This window comes from Acinetobacter sp. AC1-2 (assembly GCF_016124155.1).
Classification (GTDB): Bacteria; Pseudomonadota; Gammaproteobacteria; order Pseudomonadales; family Moraxellaceae; genus Acinetobacter; species Acinetobacter calcoaceticus.
Genome location: NZ_JABFFO010000001.1, coordinates 258,444 through 275,847 on the forward strand (window position 1 = coordinate 258,444; position 17,404 = coordinate 275,847).

Genomic DNA, 17,404 nt, shown 5'->3' on the forward strand with positions numbered 1-17,404 from the left:
TCTTAAAAAAAAGCGCTTATTAAGCGCTTTTTTTATTTATGAATTATTTATTTTAGGTGCTTTTATAAGAGCTGCAAGTCCATAAATTATTGCCCCAATAGTCGCTAATAGCATATCCTTATGGGCATCCCACATGTCGCCTTGTTGACCATTATAATTCTCAGCTTCTTCTGGAGATAAACCAATTGCAATCGCCCATTCAATGAGTTCATAAAAAACGCTAGATGCCATCACGAACTGGATCACAAGTAAAAACAGAGTAAAAGGCCTTGCTGTAGGCAACCAAGCTTGAAAAACTCGATAAATAAGAGGGTAGAGTAAAACACCATATGCAAGATGAACTAAACGATCATACATATTACGGGACCACCCCATGTATTGATCTAGATTAAAATGGAACACCTGTTGAATCCAGTCATTGTAAGGAACATATGAATATAGATAATGTGCACCGATAATGTGAATCAGTAAAAATAGTAAGTAGAGAGTAAAACTTAAAAAATCGAGACCAATCTTTTTAAAAATAATAAATAGTAGAACTAACATAAAAACAGTCCCTACCTGATGAAGTAAATAAGCTTCAAATTCAAGGGGGTGAATGCTTGATAGTAAGATGGCAATAAATATGAGGACTAGAGCAACATAGTGTTTAAGTTTGAATTGTTTTTCGATCATTTTATAAATAGGACTTTATTGTGCTTTATATCAGTGTAATAAAAAAGCGAAGCCGAAGCTTCGCTTTTTTTAACTTTTCAATTAGATTTTGCTAATTAAGTCATTGATCTGTTTTGCTTGTTCAGCAGCATTACCTGTGTAAGTTGCAGGAGTAAGCTCTGCTAAACGTGCACGCTCTTCGCTTGGCACTTGAAGAAGTTCCTCACCATTTACGAAATTAACCATCATGTCGCGAGTCATTGCTTGACCACGAGTTAATGCTTTTAACTTTTCATATGGTTTTTCAACGTTATAACGGCGCATAACAGTTTGAATTGGCTCTGCTAAAACTTCTTGAGCTTGGTCAAGATCTTCAAGTAAACGAGCTGCATTGAGCTCAAGTTTACCAACACCTTTTAAACACGCATCAAAAGCAATTAAACTTTGCGCAAAACCAACACCCATATTACGAAGTACAGTCGAGTCAGTTAAGTCACGCTGCCAGCGAGAAATTGGTAATTTTTCGCCTAAGTGCGCTAATACCGCATTCGCAATACCTAAGTTACCTTCAGAGTTTTCAAAGTCAATTGGGTTAACTTTGTGTGGCATAGTTGAAGAACCAACTTCACCATCTTTTAATCTTTGTTTGAAGTAACCTAAAGAGATGTAACCCCATACGTCACGGTTAAAGTCGATTAAAATCGTGTTGAAGCGACGTAACGCATCAAACAACTCTGCCATGTAGTCATGTGGCTCGATTTGTGTTGTGTACGGGTTGAATGCTAAACCTAAAGATTCCACAAAAGCTTGAGCATGCGCAGCCCAGTCAACATCTGGATAAGCAGAAAGGTGAGCATTGTAGTTACCTACAGCGCCGTTGATTTTGCCTAGTAGCTCAACATTTTCAAATTGTTTGATTTGGCGAGCTAAACGGTATGCAACGTTTGCCATTTCTTTACCCAAAGTTGTTGGGCTTGCAGTTTGACCGTGTGTACGAGACAACATTGGTTGTTCAGCGTGAGCTGTTGCTAAAGTAGAGATCGCATTTAAAATTTGCTTCATGCTTGATACTAAAACTTCGCGGCCGTTTTTAAGCATAAGTGCATGAGACAAGTTATTGATGTCTTCTGAAGTACATGCAAAGTGAATGAATTCACCTGCATTTTGTAATTCAGCGATACCTGCGATTTTCTCTTTTAAGAAATATTCAACAGCTTTTACATCATGGTTCGTTGTGCGCTCAATTTCTTTAATGCGGTTAGCATCTTCTTCAGAAAAGTTGCTAACAATTGCATCTAAAGCTGCATTTGTTTCATTTGAAAAAGGAGCAACTTCAACAATTTCTGGACGGTTAGAAAGCGCTTGTAACCAACGCACTTCTACAGTGACACGAGCATGAATTAAACCAAACTCAGAAAGAAAAGGGCGTAGCGCATCACATTTGCTGGCATAACGTCCATCTAATGGTGATAGTGCGGTTAAAGCGTTCATAACGATTCCTTAATGTTGGAATAAACATAAAACAAAAAATAATCTCTTTACAGCCTTAGATGACTTGGTACTGTAAACGAGCAAGTGCCTGAATATCCTGTAGCAATTTACGTTTGCTAAAAATCATGTTCCACGAACTACCACCGAGTTGTCGCCATAAATGGGCCATTTGCAAGCCAGTAAAAAGACAAGCACGGATGCGGTTAGTATGGTTGGTATCTTTAAATGCTTCTGCATTACCACGAACAAGAATGCGAGGGTTAATCTGCCCAGCAGTATCGACATAAGTTTGAGCCAAATTGGCTAAAATGCTTGGGTGTAAGTAGTTATTATCAAAAAAAGAAAGCTGTTTTAAAATCTTTTGCTGAGCTTTTTCAATGATTGCGACGTATTCAGGATTGCTATAGACCTTCTTTTCTAATTGCAAAAGGGACATCGCATATGACATTGGCAGCTTGGCAGTGCCCATTTTTGGAAGGCGAGATTTGGGCATATTTGTAAAAGGTTGAGTAATACAATTTTCGAGGGTTTTAAGCCCTAAAGAAATATCTGCCAACTGATTAAAAAAATCTAATGTTTGAACACCATTATTGACTGTAGGGCGAATATTTAAACTCGCTTTGATTAACAGCTCAAAATAGAAGTTACCACTTTCACCAATACTCTGCTGACCCGTTAGGGCTGTCATATGCGTGAGCTGGGTGGCCTGAAATACCCCAGCCAAGGCAAGGGCACGGTTTTGGCGAACATTCAAGGCTTGTGATTGTTGAAATGGTAACTCCACCATGCCATTCATTCCCTTAAATAAAATTTGGTGTAGGGGCATTTGTATGGTGAATGACACCCCCGCCTAAGCAAACTTCATCTGAATAAAATACAACGCTTTGACCCGGTGTAACAGCACGCTGAGGTTCATCAAACTCAACTCGTACACCGTGTTCACTATTTTCATCATTAAAAACTGTACATGCCTGATCAGGTTGGCGATAGCGTGTTTTAGCTGTACAGCGTAAACCTTCAGCTGGAATATTCTGTTCGCCCGCCACCCAGTCAATTGACTCACTCCAAAGCTGTGTGCTTTGCATGAGTGGGTGTTCATGTCCCTGACCAATAACTAGGCGGTTATTGGCAATATCTTTGTGTAGTACGAACCATGCACCTTCAGCTGCACCTTTCAAACCACCTAGACCAATTCCACCACGTTGACCGAGCGTATAGTACATCAGACCGTGATGTTCACCAACTTCTTTACCTGTATCAAGTACAATTTTTCCAGGTTGAGCGGGCAAATATTGTTTAAGAAAGTCATTAAATCGGCGTTCGCCAATAAAACAGATCCCAGTAGAGTCTTTTTTCTTGGCTGTAGCAAGATCAAGTTCTTCAGCAATTCTCCGGACTTCTGGCTTTTCTATCTCACCTACCGGAAATAGGGTTTTGTTAATTTCTTTACCATGAACAGCATGTAAGAAATAAGTTTGATCTTTGTTATTGTCTACACCACGTAATAGCGGTGCGTATGCTTCGCCTTTCGAGTTATATGCAGTTTCACCACGGCGAGCATAATGACCAGTTGCGATAAAGTCTGCACCTAAAGTCATGGCATGATCTAAAAATGCACGGAACTTAATTTCTTTATTACATAAAATATCTGGGTTCGGGGTGCGTCCAGCTGCATATTCAGCTAAGAAAAGTTCAAATACGCGGTCCCAATATTCCATAGCAAAGTTTGCTGTATGGAGCTTAATGCCTATTTTATCGGCTACTGCTTGAGCATCAGCTAAATCTTCCATTGCCGTACAGTATTCCGTGCCATCGTCTTCCTCCCAGTTCTTCATGAAAAGACCTTCAACTTGATATCCTTGTTGAAGTAAAAGTGCTGCAGAAACAGAAGAGTCTACACCACCAGACATACCGACGATGACACGTTGTTGCATAGGACTAGGCATCCAAATGAGAAGTTAATGAGGGAGAAAAAGGGTGCTCATAAATAAGCGATAGAGGATAATGGTGGCCTTTCATGGCATCTTCAACTGCTTTAAGTACGAGTGGACTACGAGCACGAGCAGATTCTTTGAGCTCATCTGGTGTCATCCACACAGCCGCTACAATATCTGTATCGAGTTGAGGATTGCTTTCAACCTGAGTCACATGCGCTAGAAAACAGAAGCGGTAATAGGTACGATCCGGAAACATGGGCGGGGTATAAGTATAAATACCGAGCAAGGCATCAATTTCAACATGATGACCCGTTTCTTCAAGTGTTTCACGAATGGCTGCTTGTGTTAATGACTCACCACATTCCACATGACCAGCAGGTTGGTTAAATACGGTGTGTACAAAACCTTCGCTATGCTCTTCAACAAATAGATAGCGTCCGTCTTTTTCTACGACTGTAGCAACAGTGACATGAGGAGTCCATGCGGCCATAAAAAAGCACCATGATTTAAAAGACGTATAATACGAAATTTAGGGGTTTTTGGCTACGGTGATCTGCTAAACGATATGAGCAATACTACAAAACCATATCGTTTAAAAAATCAGAATTTTATTACTCACAAACAAGATAGATAATTAATCTTGATTCGCTTGTGCAGCTTTATGATTATTTTGTACTTTTACATAATGTCTTGCCGAATAAGGAAGGAACGCTAATTCTTTTTCGGTAAGAGGGCGCACTTGTTGTACAGGGCTTCCTACATATAGATAACCACTTTTTAAGACTTTACGCGGTGGAACCAAACTTCCCGCGCCAATCATCACATCATCCTCAATAATCACATCATCTAGAACAACGGTATTAATCCCGATTAAAACACGGTTACCGATGGTGCAGCCATGCAAAGTGACATGATGTCCAACAGTCACATCTTCACCAATAATAAGAGGTGAGCCATTAGGTTTTGCATCATTTTTGTGGCTAACGTGCAACATACAATGGTCTTGTACGTTACTATTTTTACCAATTTGAATACTATTTACGTCGCCGCGAATCACTGCAAAAGGCCAGACAGAAACATTTTCAGCTAAGCTCACTTCACCGACTACAACAGCCATGTCATCGATATAGCATGTTGTATCAACTTGAGGGCGGTGTTCAAGATAAGGACGGATGTTCTTTGCCATGAGAGGTATCAACATAGAATTTAGACGAATTATAAAATAAAAAAGCACTCAGGCTAAATAGCATGAGTGCTTAATTCAACTATTCAAAAATTAAAATAAGTTGCTGAAGAACTGTTTAACATGGTCGATTAAGCGTGCAAAGAAACCTGCTTCTTCAACGGGCTTTAATGCAACTAATGGCTTTTCAGCAATTACTTTGCCGTCTAGGCTGGCAACGAGTTTACCCACAACTTGGCCCTTTTGAAGTGGCGCATTTAAGTTAGGTTGAACCACTAACTGAGTTTTAATGCCGTCAGCTTTACCTTTAGGCATAGTCACACTAAAGTTTTCAGCTAAACCTACTTGAACTTCATCTTCTTTACCAAACCAGACTTTCGCTTTTGCAAGAACTTGATTTGCTGGCTGAACATTTGCAGTTTCAAAGTTTGCAAAGCCCCAAGCCAATAATGTACGAGTTTGGTCTGCACGTTCAGACATGCTTGGAGTGCCAAAGATTACTGAAATTAAGCGCATTGGGCCGCGTTTACTTGAAGTAGTTAAGCAGTAACCAGCTTCATCTGTGTGGCCTGTTTTTAAACCATCTACACTTGGGTCTGTGTAAAGTAAGGCATTACGGTTGCCTTGTTTAATACCATTAAAGGTAAATTCTTTTTCAGAGTAGATTGGGTAATATTTTGAGCTATCTTTAATAATATGCTGCGCTAAAACTGCCATATCTTTTGCAGTTGAATAGTGGCCTTCAGCTGGCATACCAGTCGAGTTAACAAACTGGGTATTTACCATGCCGATACGTTTTGCTTCCTGATTCATCATATGAGCAAAAGTGCCTTCATTTCCGGCAATATGTTCAGCCATTGCTTTTGATGCATCATTACCCGACTGGATAATAATACCGCGAAGCATTTCTAGAACAGTTGCTGTACCATTTAAAGGGACATACATACATGATTCAGAGCTACTTCCTTTACACCATGCAGACTCGTTCATACGAACCTGCTCATTTTCAGTCAGATCACCTTTTAATAATTTTTGTTCAATGATGTAACTAGTCATCATTTTAGTCATAGAAGCAGGTGCAAGCTTTTCGTTTTCATTTTTAGAAGCAAGAATTTGTCCTGTCTCGTAATCCATTAATACATAAGACTTATTATTTAATTCTGGCGGAGCTGATAAGACAGTTGCTGCATAAGAAAAGCTTGGCAAGAGGAGTAGTGCAGCAATAGCGCTTTTTCGAGTCATTCTATGTAATTCCAATATCTTGTATGAAGCAGAAGAGCCTAGCATTTTAGGATAAAGCAAAGCCGACTTCTATGGGGGAAATCGGCTTTTTCAAACAGTATTGTAACTCAAGAGTTTTTTGCTAATTTAGTTTTGCGATTGATACGCTTTCACGTCTTGGCAAACTAATGTGTTTTGCTCATCGCCTGCGGCTTTCGCATCTTTACGCGCTTCTTTTAAGTATTTTTTGAAGCCTTTGTCTTTGCTACGTTTTTCTAACGCAGAGACAGCATCAGTTTCATTTGGTAGATAATCTTTAACTAAACGTTCATAACCTTGAGCAAAATCAGCATCTTTTTTGCCAATAAGGTCTGGGCAAATTTCAGAAAGTACTTGAATCGCAGCTAATTCTTCAGGGGTTATACCTTGTTGTGGAGTGACTTCAACAACATTTTCATTTTCGGTTTTCTTTTCAGTTGTTTTCTTCTTATCAGCAGCAAAACCAACTGTTGCCATGCTCATAAGTAAAACCAAAGAGAGCGATTGAACTAAGCTTTTCTTCATAAACATCGATAACCCGAAATAAAAATTTTAAATATCTCGATAGCTTAACCAATTTGTAGATTAAGAAAATGGAAAAAATGTATTGTTATGTTGGTTTTCTGCTTAATGCCAAACAGAAAACCAAAATTAATAAATCTCTATTCTAAAAAGATTAAGATCTATTCCTTATAATTAACCATCTCTTCACAGAGCTCATGCTGTTCATGATGGTCCATTTGTTTTGCAGCCTGACGTGCTTCATTTAATAAAGTTTTAAATTCTGTGTCATTTTGCAGATTTGCTAAGGACATTGATTTATTTGAATAACCGTTTAGATACATCGCAATAATTTTTTGAGTATTTGACTCAAGTTTTTTATTTGTTCCCACAAAAGCTGGGCAGATTTCCTGCAAAACTTGCGTTGCGGCAATGTCATCTTTAATTAAGCTATCAGCTTCTTGTGTTGAGATATCCTCATCTGCAAAAACTGCTTGCGTACACAATGTGATACTGATCCCCAATACTTGAAAAAAAGGAGCGAAAGTTTTCATTTTTTCACAATTTTATAATGCTATGGAGGCATAAATATATATAATTCAACAAATAATTCAATTGTGAAAACCTTTAGGTTTATTTGTCGAGAAAGATTTTAGTGAATATTTTAATTGCGAATGATGACGGTGTTTTTGCGCCAGGTATACAGGCTTTAGCTGAAGCATTAAGACCACTTGGACGCGTGGTTGTAGTTGCACCAGAAAGCGAAAGAAGTGGTTTTTCAAGTGCATTGACATTGGATCGACCATTACGCCCAATTCAAATTGCCGAAGATGTTTGGGCAGTGAATGGTACGCCAGCAGATTGTGTTTATTTATCAATGAATGGTTTGTTCGATTTTGAATTTGACTTGGTCGTGAGTGGAATCAATAGCGGAGCAAACTTAGGTGATGATGTTTTATATTCTGGAACAGTAGGCGCAGCATTTGAAGGCCGTTTGATGAAGCAACCCGCAATTGCTGTGTCTTTAGCTGGTTCTGATGTACGCGCTTATAACAATAAAGAAGATTATGCTCAGGCTGCTCAGTGGGTTCATGATTTTATTGCAAGTGGACTGCCATCTTTGCCTCCAAGACATATCTTGAATATTAATATTCCAGACGTGCCACAATTAAAAGGAGCACAAATTACTTATCAGGGACGCCGTGCCCAATCTAAGCCAATTACCAGTCATGTCGACCCACGAGGGCGTCAAGTTTACTGGATTGGACTAGCAGGTGAGGCTGTGACAGATCCGCAGCGTGATCTAAGCCAGATTCAGTCTGACTTTTTTGCAGTGGCCAATGGATATGTAAGTGTTACCCCAATTCAGATGGACGCAACAAATTATGCTGTTTTAGAAGACCTGCAGCTAAGTTTGAGCCAATAATTTGCCTCGAATGTTATAACTTTGTGAATAAAGAAAAAGAGGAACGTGTTTCCTCTTACTTTTTTGGTACTCTTAGCCGAAATGATTTGTAGCATTTAGTGAGGGAGATCAATGCATTTAATTGGGCAACAAAGCAGAGTGAATATCCAAAAAGACAAAATAATGAAAATTATGCTGTTGTCTGTAGCTGTAGGTTTTACTGTGGCTATGGCTGGATGTGCTTCTAAACCGCAAATTAATAATAGTTCTCGCTATGCAATGGCTCCTAACTATTACACAGTTCGTTCAGGTGATACTTTAAGTGGTATCGCAATGCGTTATGGTCTGGATTATGTCAGTATTGCCGAAATGAATGATATTCCCGCACCATATCGTATTTATGTTAATCAATCGTTGCGTTTGAAGAAAGGTTCTTCACCAAGAACAGTTTCTACGCAAGTCATGGCGCAACCTGAACAAATTAAGCGTCAAACCATTGCTTTACCAACAACACAGCCTGTTACTCCAGTAACTCAGCCAGCAACTAGCGTACCATCAACAAATACGACAGTAGCTTCGGTTGCACCAAATTCGAGCTTACGTTGGATAAAACCGACCAATGGCCCAGTAATTCAAGGGTTTAATTTGGCAAATAATGTCAAGGGAATCCGTTATGGTGGAAATCAGGGTGACCCTATTTATGCCGCAGCCGATGGTCAAGTTGTCTATGCAGCCGATGGCTTAAAAGAATACGGAAATCTGGTTTTAGTTAAGCATATTGACGGTTACATCAGTGCGTATGCCCACAATAGCAAGATGTTGGTGAAAAGCGGTGATAATATAACTGCTGGACAAAAAATTGCCGAAATGGGATCTACTGGCGCATCTCAGGTCATGCTTGAGTTCCAGATTCGTTTGGATGGAAAACCGATTAATCCTATAAATCTTTTACCAAAATAGCTAATGCAAAAAACTTAGGTTTCCTCGTATAATGTAATTGGTTGCTTTCATTACAACAATAAGCATTTTTTATAAATTTAAAATTAGATTTGAGGAAACCTATGTTAGATCAGCTTCGTGCGATGGGTGTTTTTGCTTGTGTGGTCGAAAAAAGTTCATTCAGTGGTGCGGCACGTGAATTGGGAATTACAACAAGTGCGGTGAGCCAACAGATTCGCTCTCTTGAGAATGAAATGGATGTAATTTTATTACATCGCTCCACTCGTAAACTTAGTTTAACAGAAGCCGGACAGGCTTTTTTTTCAAGCTGTCAAGAGATGTTGGCGGCTGCTGAAAGGGGAAAAATCAGAATTAATGAATTGAGGGATGATTTAATCGGGGATTTGCGTATTGCAACAACTCCTGATTTAGCAGTTCAACACCTCATTCCTGCATTATCTCACTGGATGTCAGCTCATCGCGGTTTATCTGTGCATTTCGAAGTTGGGCATCGCTATATCGATTTAATTGAAGAGCGAATTGATATCGCAGTACGCATGAGTTCCACTCCGGTAGAAGAGAGTAGCTCTATCATTCCGATGGCTTTTGTAGATCAAATTTTGGTAGCTTCTCCCAGTTATCTGAACCAATCTAGTCCAATTGTGCATCCTAATGATTTAAGAGATCATGAATTGTTGTCGATTAATGTCATGAATGACTCGCGCCATTTCAATTTTCAACATGTAAAAACAGGTGAAACGCTTAATATTGAAATGCAAAGCCGTTTGCAGAGCAATAATTTACAAGTTGCAAAAGCGTTATGTCAGCAAGGGCATGGTATTGCACGAATTTTATATTTGGACGCTCAAAAAGAATTAAAAAATGGTTCTTTGATTGAACTCATGCCAGATTGGAAATTACCAACTTTTACATTGTATGCAGAGGTTGCCAAACATGATCAACAACCAATGAAAATTCAACGTTGTGTTGAAGCACTTAAACAATATTTTAGCCAGTTAGCAGGAGGACGAGCGATTCAGATCGTCCGCTAATCCTGTAAGTTTAAGCACTTTTAGTCTAAACAATAGAAAAGGGCCTGTATTTTACAGGCCCTTTTTTTATTACTTCTGTTTTAATGTGGCAACTTCTTCTGCATTTTCTTGTGGCAGATCGTTAGCAGTAAGTTCTTCATGCTTCTTAATTTTTTTCTTATTTTTCTTTTTCTTTTTTGGCTCTTCTTCAATTTCAGCACCATCTTCAATGGCTTGCCAATATTCAAGTTGTTCCATTACTGCTGCATAAATTGAATTTTTGCTGTATTTACCCTTTTTATCGAGTGCACCGACTGGACGAGCCATTAAAATTTCAAGTGCCTGATCAATCGTATCAATCGCATGGATATGGAATTGACCGCTGCGAACAGCATCAATAACATCCTGACGTATCATTAAATGCTGCATGTTTTGACGAGGAATAATGACACCTTGCTTACCTGTGAAACCTTGTAATTTACATGCATCATAAAAGCCTTCAATTTTTGCATTTACGCCACCAATTGGCTGGACTTGTCCTAATTGGTTCATAGAGCCAGTAATTGCCCATGATTGATCAATTGGTATTTGGCTAATAGCAGAAATTAATGCTGAAAGCTCAGCAACAGTGGCACTATCGCCATCGACTTGACCATAGCTCTGTTCAAATGCAAGCGCAGCGGAAAAATGTAAAATCTGTTCGCGACCAAAGTGAGCTTTCAAGAAGCTCGACATCAGCAACACGCCTTTGGCATGAAGTGAACCACCAAGTTCTACACTACGTTCAATATCAAGAATATCACCGCCACCTTGATAAACAGACGCTGTCAAACGTGAAGGCAAACCAAACTCAACATCTGCATAATGAATAACGGAAAGGGCATTGATCTGGCCTAAACGGTATCCCGATGTTTCGATTAATTGTGTACCACGTGAAAGATCTTGCCAGTAAAGCTCTCTTAAATAGCCTAAACGGTATTGTCGATGTTGTAGAGCTAAGTTGATATGCTGTTCAGTGACGATCTTGTCCTCAGCTTTAAACGCATGGTGGTGCGCTTCCCGAATGAGGTCACCTAAAGTCGACGCATGTAATGATAACGAGCTTTGATCTTCTGCTTGGCGGCTCGAATCAGTTAATAAAGCTGCTAAAGCGCTACGATCAAATGGTAGTAATTTATCGGCTTGTACATAGTCAGCAATGAGCTGCATATAAGCTTGTTCATTTGTTTCATTACGTTGCAGAGTATCGGTAAAATCTGCACGAATTTTAAAGACGCTGCCAAGCTCTGGTTCAATCTCTAAAATTTCATAATAAATTTCAGGCTCAGCCATTAAGATCACTTTAATGTCGAGCGGAATTGCAGCAGGTTCAATCGAAATGCTGCCAGTTAAAGTCAGCATATGTTCAAGTGAAGACAATTTAAGCTGCCCAGATTTAAGCGCGCGTTTTAAGCCTTGCCAAGCATATGGTTGTTCTAGTAACTGCTCAGCTTCAAGCATTAAAAAGCCACCATTGGCTTGATGCAATGAACCAGGACGAATTAAGGTGAAATCTGTGATAATTGTGCCGTTATGGGTGAGCTGTTCAACGTGACCAAGTAAATTATAGTGTGTTGGAAAGTCTTCAAAAATAACAGGAGCACCGCTATTTGGTTTGTTAGCCACAATAACATTAGCTTGATAACGTGCAGGAACACGGTTGAACATTGATGGAGCATAATCATCTTCATCTTGTTCTAAAATCAGTTCTACATTATCAATAATATCTTGGGCATATTGTTTTAAGTAATCTTCGAGACCTTTAACCTGACCATATTTATTTAAAATAAGGTCCATTCTTGGCATAACGACTTGCGTTGCAATATCTCGATTTAACACAGACACTTTGTCACGTGCATCATCTTCTAAATCACCTAAATGTAAACCAAGGCGATCCAGCTTTTTATCCATATAGCGAATATTGGCCGCAATTTCAGCGCGTTGTTTACTATTTAAAGCATCAATATCGTTTTGGGTAAGTTCTTGAACTTGATCATCTTTAACTTGTACTGGTACAAAACCATGTTTCTCATTACGAGAAATGAGTTTTAAGTCGAGTTCTTCACCTTCTTTGGTCAGTTCAACAAGTGCTTGCTGTTGTACATCGCCTGTTTCCTGACGGATGCGCTCAATACGGTTATGATAAGTCTCTGCACTAAAACGGCGTTCAAGTTGTTTTAAAATTATTTGCCAAGTTTGTTCATGTGCTTGTTGAAACTTAGTGCCTTGACCTGCTGGGAAACGTAGGGCAATAGGTTGACGTGCTTGTTTGAAATTATAGACATACACCCAGTCATCAGGCGTTGGCATTGTTTTGGCGTGCTGCTGTAACAAACGTTTAATCATGGTACGTTTGCCTAAACCAGCAGTTCCTACAGCAAAAATGTTGTAGCCTGAGTAGGGCAAAGAAATTCCTGCCTCTACAGATGCTTTGGCACGATCTTGACCTAAAAAGTTATTAAGCGGTTTGATGCGTTTGGTTGAAGCTGGAATTTTTTCAAAATCTGGGATATGTGTAAGTTGTTCAGGTTTTAAAACGGTCTTGTCTAAGGTCATTTTTATATCAGGTTGCTCAAAAGCTGAAGGAAATGCATTTACTGTGACGTTTGTGGTGGTTGTTTTAGCGAGTGATAAAGTTGAAATAGTCACTTGATCAAGTTTTTGTGTCACTGTTGATATCCAGCAAAAGAAAACGAAGGTTGAAGGCTAAAGGTATACAGGTTTAGCATAAAATATCAAGCAAACTTGCGGTTTTTATCGCCAAATCCAAAATGTTTGCATAAAGAATCTTGAAAGCAATTGTAAGAAGGGTTTGAATAGGCACATTTATAATTTATGGAAAATAAAAAACGAATGACCACACAAGCTTCGGGTTGGGTCTCGGCTTTTAAAGCATTTTTAGATCGCCGTGCATTAATTATGCTGTTTCTTGGTTTTTCTGCCGGAATTCCAATTTTATTAATTTTCTCTAGTCTCTCTTTATGGCTTGGAGAGGCAGGCATTGATAAAAGTGCAGTCACTTTTTTTAGTTGGGCGGCTCTAGGTTACTCTTTTAAGTTTGTTTGGGCTCCTCTCATTGATGAGTTACCTGTACCTGTTTTAACCAAAATGTTAGGCCGAAGACGTGCTTGGTTGTTAATTGCACAGTGTTTGATTGTCCTTGCTATTTGTATTATGGCTTTTTCTGATCCTGCTTTAGGTCCGAGTTATCTTGTTCAAATGGCAGTAGGTGCGGTGTTGCTTGGTTTTTCAGCAGCAACACAAGATATTGTGATTGATGCCTACCGTATTGAATTAGCAGAAACAGAAATGCAAACAGTGTTGGCATCTACTTATAATGCTGGTTATCGAATCGGAATGATTGTGGCTGGAGCGGGGGCATTATTTCTAGCTGCATATTTGGGAACTGCTAAAGGTAATTACATTTACGAAGCTTGGAAAATGACTTACTTAACCATGGCAGCGGTTATGTTGGTCGGCATTGTAACGACTTTGCTCGTTCGTGAACCTCAGGTAAATCGTGTTTATAAAAACTACAAGAGTAGTGATTATTACCGTTTGGTGTTCGTGTTTTTTGTTGCCGTTATTTCATTTGTAGTCACCTATATTTATTCTGGACAGATAACAGAAGCAATCTCGCAAGCTGGAAGTATAAAAGACAACGCAGCATTATTTGGTTTAGAAGCTTTAAGATTTTTAACGGCGACAGCTTGTGCCATTTTTGTGGGCTATTTACTGGTTAAATTTGGTGTAGTTAACCAACAAATGGCTAAAGAGACATGGATTGCACCAATCTTAGATTTCTTTAAACGTTATGGTGTCAAACTTGCATTAGTCTTATTACTCCTCATTGGTTTCTTCCGTATTTCAGACATTATTGCGGGTGTTATTTCCAATGTTTTTTATCAGGATCTCAACTTTAGCAAAGAACAAATTGCCGAAGCAGTCAAAATCTATGGGGTGATATTTAGTTTAATAGGTGGCTTCTTAGGTGGCCTTTTAGCACAGCGTATAAACATTATGAAGCTTATGTTTGTCGGTGCAGTTTTGGCAAGTTCTACCAATTTAATTTTTATTGGACTGGTAAAATCTGGACAGCCATTAGATGTAGTTGATGTAAAAGTTGGTGAGCAAAACTATAAAGTTCAGCCCGATGAAGTAGGTTTGTGGAAGCTAGCGGTACCAAGTTCTAGCTTTAATGGAGTGAAACAAATTGAGGTGAAAGCTGCTTATGCCACACAAAATGGTGTAGCACCTGTGACTCGTACTCAGCCATTACTCACTACTGAATTAGCCAAATCACCTCTACAAATTTTACCAATCATGGGTAATGATCAAATCTATTTGAAAGAGGGAGAAAGGAGTATTGTGATTCGAGGGCAATACTTCGGGCAAGCTTTAACCCCTACGCAAAAAATCATAATTAGTCTTGATGGACAAAATTTTGATGCAAAAATGTCAGATGAAAAAGGTATTTTTAGTGCAGCAATTGATGCGAAAAAATTAGCTTCATCGGCAAGTAAAGAACTCAATGTAGCTGTAGTAGACGGTGAACGGAAAATACTTTCTGCATCTCATCCATATGCTGTTAGCTCAAATCTAAAAGCAGCAAGTGAATTAGATGTAAATATTGAACCCTTAGCTTACGTTGACCCGCTTTCAGGTCAATCAGTTGAAATCAGCGGTAAGGTGATTAAACCGTATAGTTCTTTATGGCTTTATTTTGCCATTATTGTCGACAACTTGGCTTCTGGCTTGGCTGGTGCAGCATTTATCGCCTTCCTTTCAAGTTTAACGAGTGTGTCGTTCACAGCTGTTCAATATGCGATCTTTAGTTCACTCATGACGCTTACACCAAAACTTTTGGGTGGATATTCAGGTACCATTGTCAGTAATATTGGATATCCAAAATTCTTTTTGATGACCACTCTTATTGGTATTCCAATCTTGATTTTAGTGGTTTGGGTTGGAAAACTGCTAAAAGATCATCAAACACATGAATCAGAAAAGGCAGGTGAATAAACATGCGAATGCTTCATACAATGTTGCGAGTAGGCAATTTAGAACAATCTTTAAAGTTCTATACCGAAGTATTAGGAATGAAGTTACTTCGTAAGCGTGATTATGAAGAAGGGCGCTTTACACTGGCATTTGTTGGTTATGGTGATGAAGAAACCAATACTGTGCTTGAACTCACTCATAACTGGGATACTTCAAGTTATGATTTAGGCAATGCATACGGCCATATTGCCATTGGCGTTGATGATGCTTATAAAGCATGTGAAGAAATTAAAGCACGTGGTGGTAAAGTCGTGCGTGAAGCTGGCCCAATGAAAGGCGGCGTAACGGTTATTGCATTTGTTGAAGATCCAGATGGTTATAAAATCGAGTTGATTCAACAAGATGCTGATGCCAGAAATAACTAAATAAATGACTTAGGTGATTTAAGATTTAGGTCTTAAAAGTCTAGCTTTATTTTTAGAGCCCAGTATGATGAATATCCGACCGAATGGTCAATTTATCAACTGGGTTTTTTATTTATCTAAAATAATCATAGGATGTGGCTATGTTGAAGTTATTGGCACTTGATCGATTTACAATTTTGTTGGTTGGAATGGTACTACTAGCAACATTTTTTCCAGTCAGTGGTCAAGCAGCGCAATATTTCAATACACTCACCACAGTCGCGATTGCAATATTATTTTTTTTGCATGGTGCGAAGCTGTCTCGTGAGGCTGTAATTGAAGGCATTTTGCATTGGAAAATGCATTTACTTGTATTCGCATTTACTTTTTTTGTTTTCCCAGTGATTGGTTTGTTGGCTAAGCCGATTCTGTTACCTCTACTAGGTCAGCAGCTGTACTGGGGTTTTTTGTTTATGTGCTTTTTACCCTCTACGGTTCAATCTTCTATTGCATTTACATCAGTTGCAAAAGGGAATGTGGCGGGAGCGGTCTGTAGTGCATCTTTTTCAAATTTGATTGGTATGTTTATTACACCAGTGTTGGTTAGCTTTTTTATTTTAGGCCAAAGCCAACATGGGTTCGATCCGACTGCTTCAATTATACAAATTACATTGTTACTGTTAGTGCCATTTATTCTAGGACAAATATTACGTCCTTATATTTTTCCCTATATGGCAAAAGTTCCAAGTATTGTTAAAGCTTTCGATCAAGGCTCAATTTTGATGGTGGTCTATGGTGCATTCAGTGGGGCAGTGGTCGCAGGGCTTTGGCATCAGGTGAGTTGGAAAACCTTACTTATTCTAACGGTTGCTTGTTCAGTTCTTTTAACCATCATTATGCTATTAGCACTTTATCTACCACGTGCTTTTGGATTTAACCGAGCAGATCAAGTCACGGTTTTCTTTTGTAGCTCAAAAAAGACGCTGGCAAGTGGTGTGCCAATGGCGCAAATCTTATTTATTGGTCAGCCTTTAGGCATGATTGTGTTACCTATTATGATCTTTCACCAAATCCAATTAATGGTTTGTGGGGTAATTGCAAATTACTGGGCTAAATCTAAAGATTAATTCGCAAATAAAAATTATTTGACGTATAATCTTGTCCACTTGTTGTGCTTAGCTCTAACCCTAGAGGTTTCGGTGGGCCAAAAGAATGGTCTGTTGTGGTGTTGATCTGCTCATTTGAGCCTGTCCTCAACTTAGTTGAGAGTGATCAATTGCGATGGCAGCTTAAGCCTTTCTAAATTAGGAGTAATCGACGATGCGCGCCGATATTCACCCAAAATATGCAACATTAGTAGCAACTTGTTCTTGCGGTAACGTAATCGAAACTCGTTCTGCTTTAGGTAAAGACACTATCTACCTTGACGTATGTTCAGCTTGCCACCCATTCTATACTGGTAAGCAAAAGAATGTAGACACTGGTGGTCGTATCGACAAATTCAAACAACGTTTTTCTGGTATGTCTCGCTCTATCAAGCGTTAATACTGCAAAACGAA

The 17,404-nt window shown here is 39.0% G+C and carries 17 protein-coding genes; 7 read left to right on the plus strand and 10 right to left on the minus strand.

The window, feature by feature from the left end:
* Window positions 1-36 precede the first annotated feature (36 nt).
* The 9 genes from HL290_RS01150 to HL290_RS01190 form a co-directional block, all read right to left on the minus strand.
* Window positions 37-675 (minus strand): DUF2238 domain-containing protein, encoded by a 639-nt coding sequence (locus HL290_RS01150; protein WP_198495357.1) that lies wholly within the window; start codon window positions 673-675, stop codon window positions 37-39.
* Between the two features lie 81 nt (window positions 676-756).
* Window positions 757-2,145: an adenylosuccinate lyase gene (purB, locus tag HL290_RS01155; RefSeq protein WP_198495358.1), complete on the minus strand. Its 1,389-nt coding sequence runs from the start codon at window positions 2,143-2,145 to the stop codon at window positions 757-759.
* A gap of 55 nt (window positions 2,146-2,200) precedes the next feature.
* Window positions 2,201-2,932, minus strand: a complete 732-nt coding sequence (hflD, locus tag HL290_RS01160; RefSeq protein WP_004643577.1) for a high frequency lysogenization protein HflD — start codon at window positions 2,930-2,932, stop codon at window positions 2,201-2,203.
* A gap of 13 nt (window positions 2,933-2,945) precedes the next feature.
* A complete protein-coding gene (mnmA, locus tag HL290_RS01165) occupies window positions 2,946-4,079 on the minus strand; it encodes a tRNA 2-thiouridine(34) synthase MnmA (RefSeq protein ID WP_056481309.1) in 1,134 nt (377 codons plus the stop codon).
* A gap of 4 nt (window positions 4,080-4,083) precedes the next feature.
* Window positions 4,084-4,572 (minus strand): NUDIX hydrolase, encoded by a 489-nt coding sequence (locus HL290_RS01170; RefSeq protein ID WP_003650461.1) that lies wholly within the window; start codon window positions 4,570-4,572, stop codon window positions 4,084-4,086.
* Window positions 4,573-4,716: 144 nt separating this feature from the next.
* Entirely contained in the window at window positions 4,717-5,268 is a 552-nt protein-coding gene (locus HL290_RS01175) for a gamma carbonic anhydrase family protein (protein WP_198495359.1), read from the minus strand.
* A gap of 90 nt (window positions 5,269-5,358) precedes the next feature.
* Entirely contained in the window at window positions 5,359-6,507 is a 1,149-nt protein-coding gene (dacC, locus tag HL290_RS01180; protein WP_004643572.1) for a D-alanyl-D-alanine carboxypeptidase PBP5/6, read from the minus strand.
* Between the two features lie 126 nt (window positions 6,508-6,633).
* Window positions 6,634-7,056, minus strand: a complete 423-nt coding sequence (locus HL290_RS01185) for an MCR_0457 family protein (protein WP_004643570.1) — start codon at window positions 7,054-7,056, stop codon at window positions 6,634-6,636.
* Between the two features lie 152 nt (window positions 7,057-7,208).
* Complete coding sequence (locus tag HL290_RS01190; protein ID WP_005045976.1) at window positions 7,209-7,580, minus strand: MCR_0457 family protein; 372 nt, start codon at window positions 7,578-7,580, stop codon at window positions 7,209-7,211.
* A 101-nt stretch (window positions 7,581-7,681) separates the two neighbouring features.
* On the opposite strand from HL290_RS01190, the gene surE reads away from it, so the two are divergent.
* The 3 genes from surE to HL290_RS01205 all read left to right on the plus strand — a co-directional run bounded on the left by surE (window position 7,682) and on the right by HL290_RS01205 (window position 10,422).
* Complete coding sequence (surE, locus tag HL290_RS01195) at window positions 7,682-8,452, plus strand: 5'/3'-nucleotidase SurE (protein ID WP_004643567.1); 771 nt, start codon at window positions 7,682-7,684, stop codon at window positions 8,450-8,452.
* 111 nt (window positions 8,453-8,563) lie between these two features.
* The gene (locus HL290_RS01200) at window positions 8,564-9,391 is read left to right on the plus strand and encodes a peptidoglycan DD-metalloendopeptidase family protein (RefSeq protein WP_003650467.1); all 828 of its coding nucleotides are present in this window, start codon (window positions 8,564-8,566) and stop codon (window positions 9,389-9,391) included.
* 101 nt (window positions 9,392-9,492) lie between these two features.
* Window positions 9,493-10,422: a LysR family transcriptional regulator gene (locus HL290_RS01205; RefSeq protein WP_017387924.1), complete on the plus strand. Its 930-nt coding sequence runs from the start codon at window positions 9,493-9,495 to the stop codon at window positions 10,420-10,422.
* Between the two features lie 69 nt (window positions 10,423-10,491).
* Here HL290_RS01205 and HL290_RS01210 read toward each other — a convergent pair whose 3' ends face one another.
* Window positions 10,492-13,110: a Lon protease family protein gene (locus HL290_RS01210; protein WP_198495360.1), complete on the minus strand. Its 2,619-nt coding sequence runs from the start codon at window positions 13,108-13,110 to the stop codon at window positions 10,492-10,494.
* A gap of 165 nt (window positions 13,111-13,275) precedes the next feature.
* Here HL290_RS01210 and HL290_RS01215 point away from each other — a divergent pair, with 165 nt between their 5' ends.
* The 4 genes from HL290_RS01215 to rpmE all read left to right on the plus strand — a co-directional run bounded on the left by HL290_RS01215 (window position 13,276) and on the right by rpmE (window position 17,390).
* Window positions 13,276-15,462 carry an AmpG family muropeptide MFS transporter gene (locus tag HL290_RS01215; RefSeq protein WP_198495361.1) on the plus strand — a complete coding sequence of 729 codons (2,187 nt, stop codon included), beginning with the start codon at window positions 13,276-13,278 and terminating at the stop codon, window positions 15,460-15,462.
* Between the two features lie 2 nt (window positions 15,463-15,464).
* Window positions 15,465-15,866: a lactoylglutathione lyase gene (gloA, locus tag HL290_RS01220; protein ID WP_003650472.1), complete on the plus strand. Its 402-nt coding sequence runs from the start codon at window positions 15,465-15,467 to the stop codon at window positions 15,864-15,866.
* Window positions 15,867-16,000: 134 nt separating this feature from the next.
* Window positions 16,001-16,972, plus strand: a complete 972-nt coding sequence (locus HL290_RS01225; protein WP_170834038.1) for a bile acid:sodium symporter family protein — start codon at window positions 16,001-16,003, stop codon at window positions 16,970-16,972.
* 193 nt (window positions 16,973-17,165) lie between these two features.
* The gene (gene rpmE, locus HL290_RS01230; protein WP_003650476.1) at window positions 17,166-17,390 is read left to right on the plus strand and encodes a 50S ribosomal protein L31; all 225 of its coding nucleotides are present in this window, start codon (window positions 17,166-17,168) and stop codon (window positions 17,388-17,390) included.
* Window positions 17,391-17,404 lie beyond the last annotated feature (14 nt).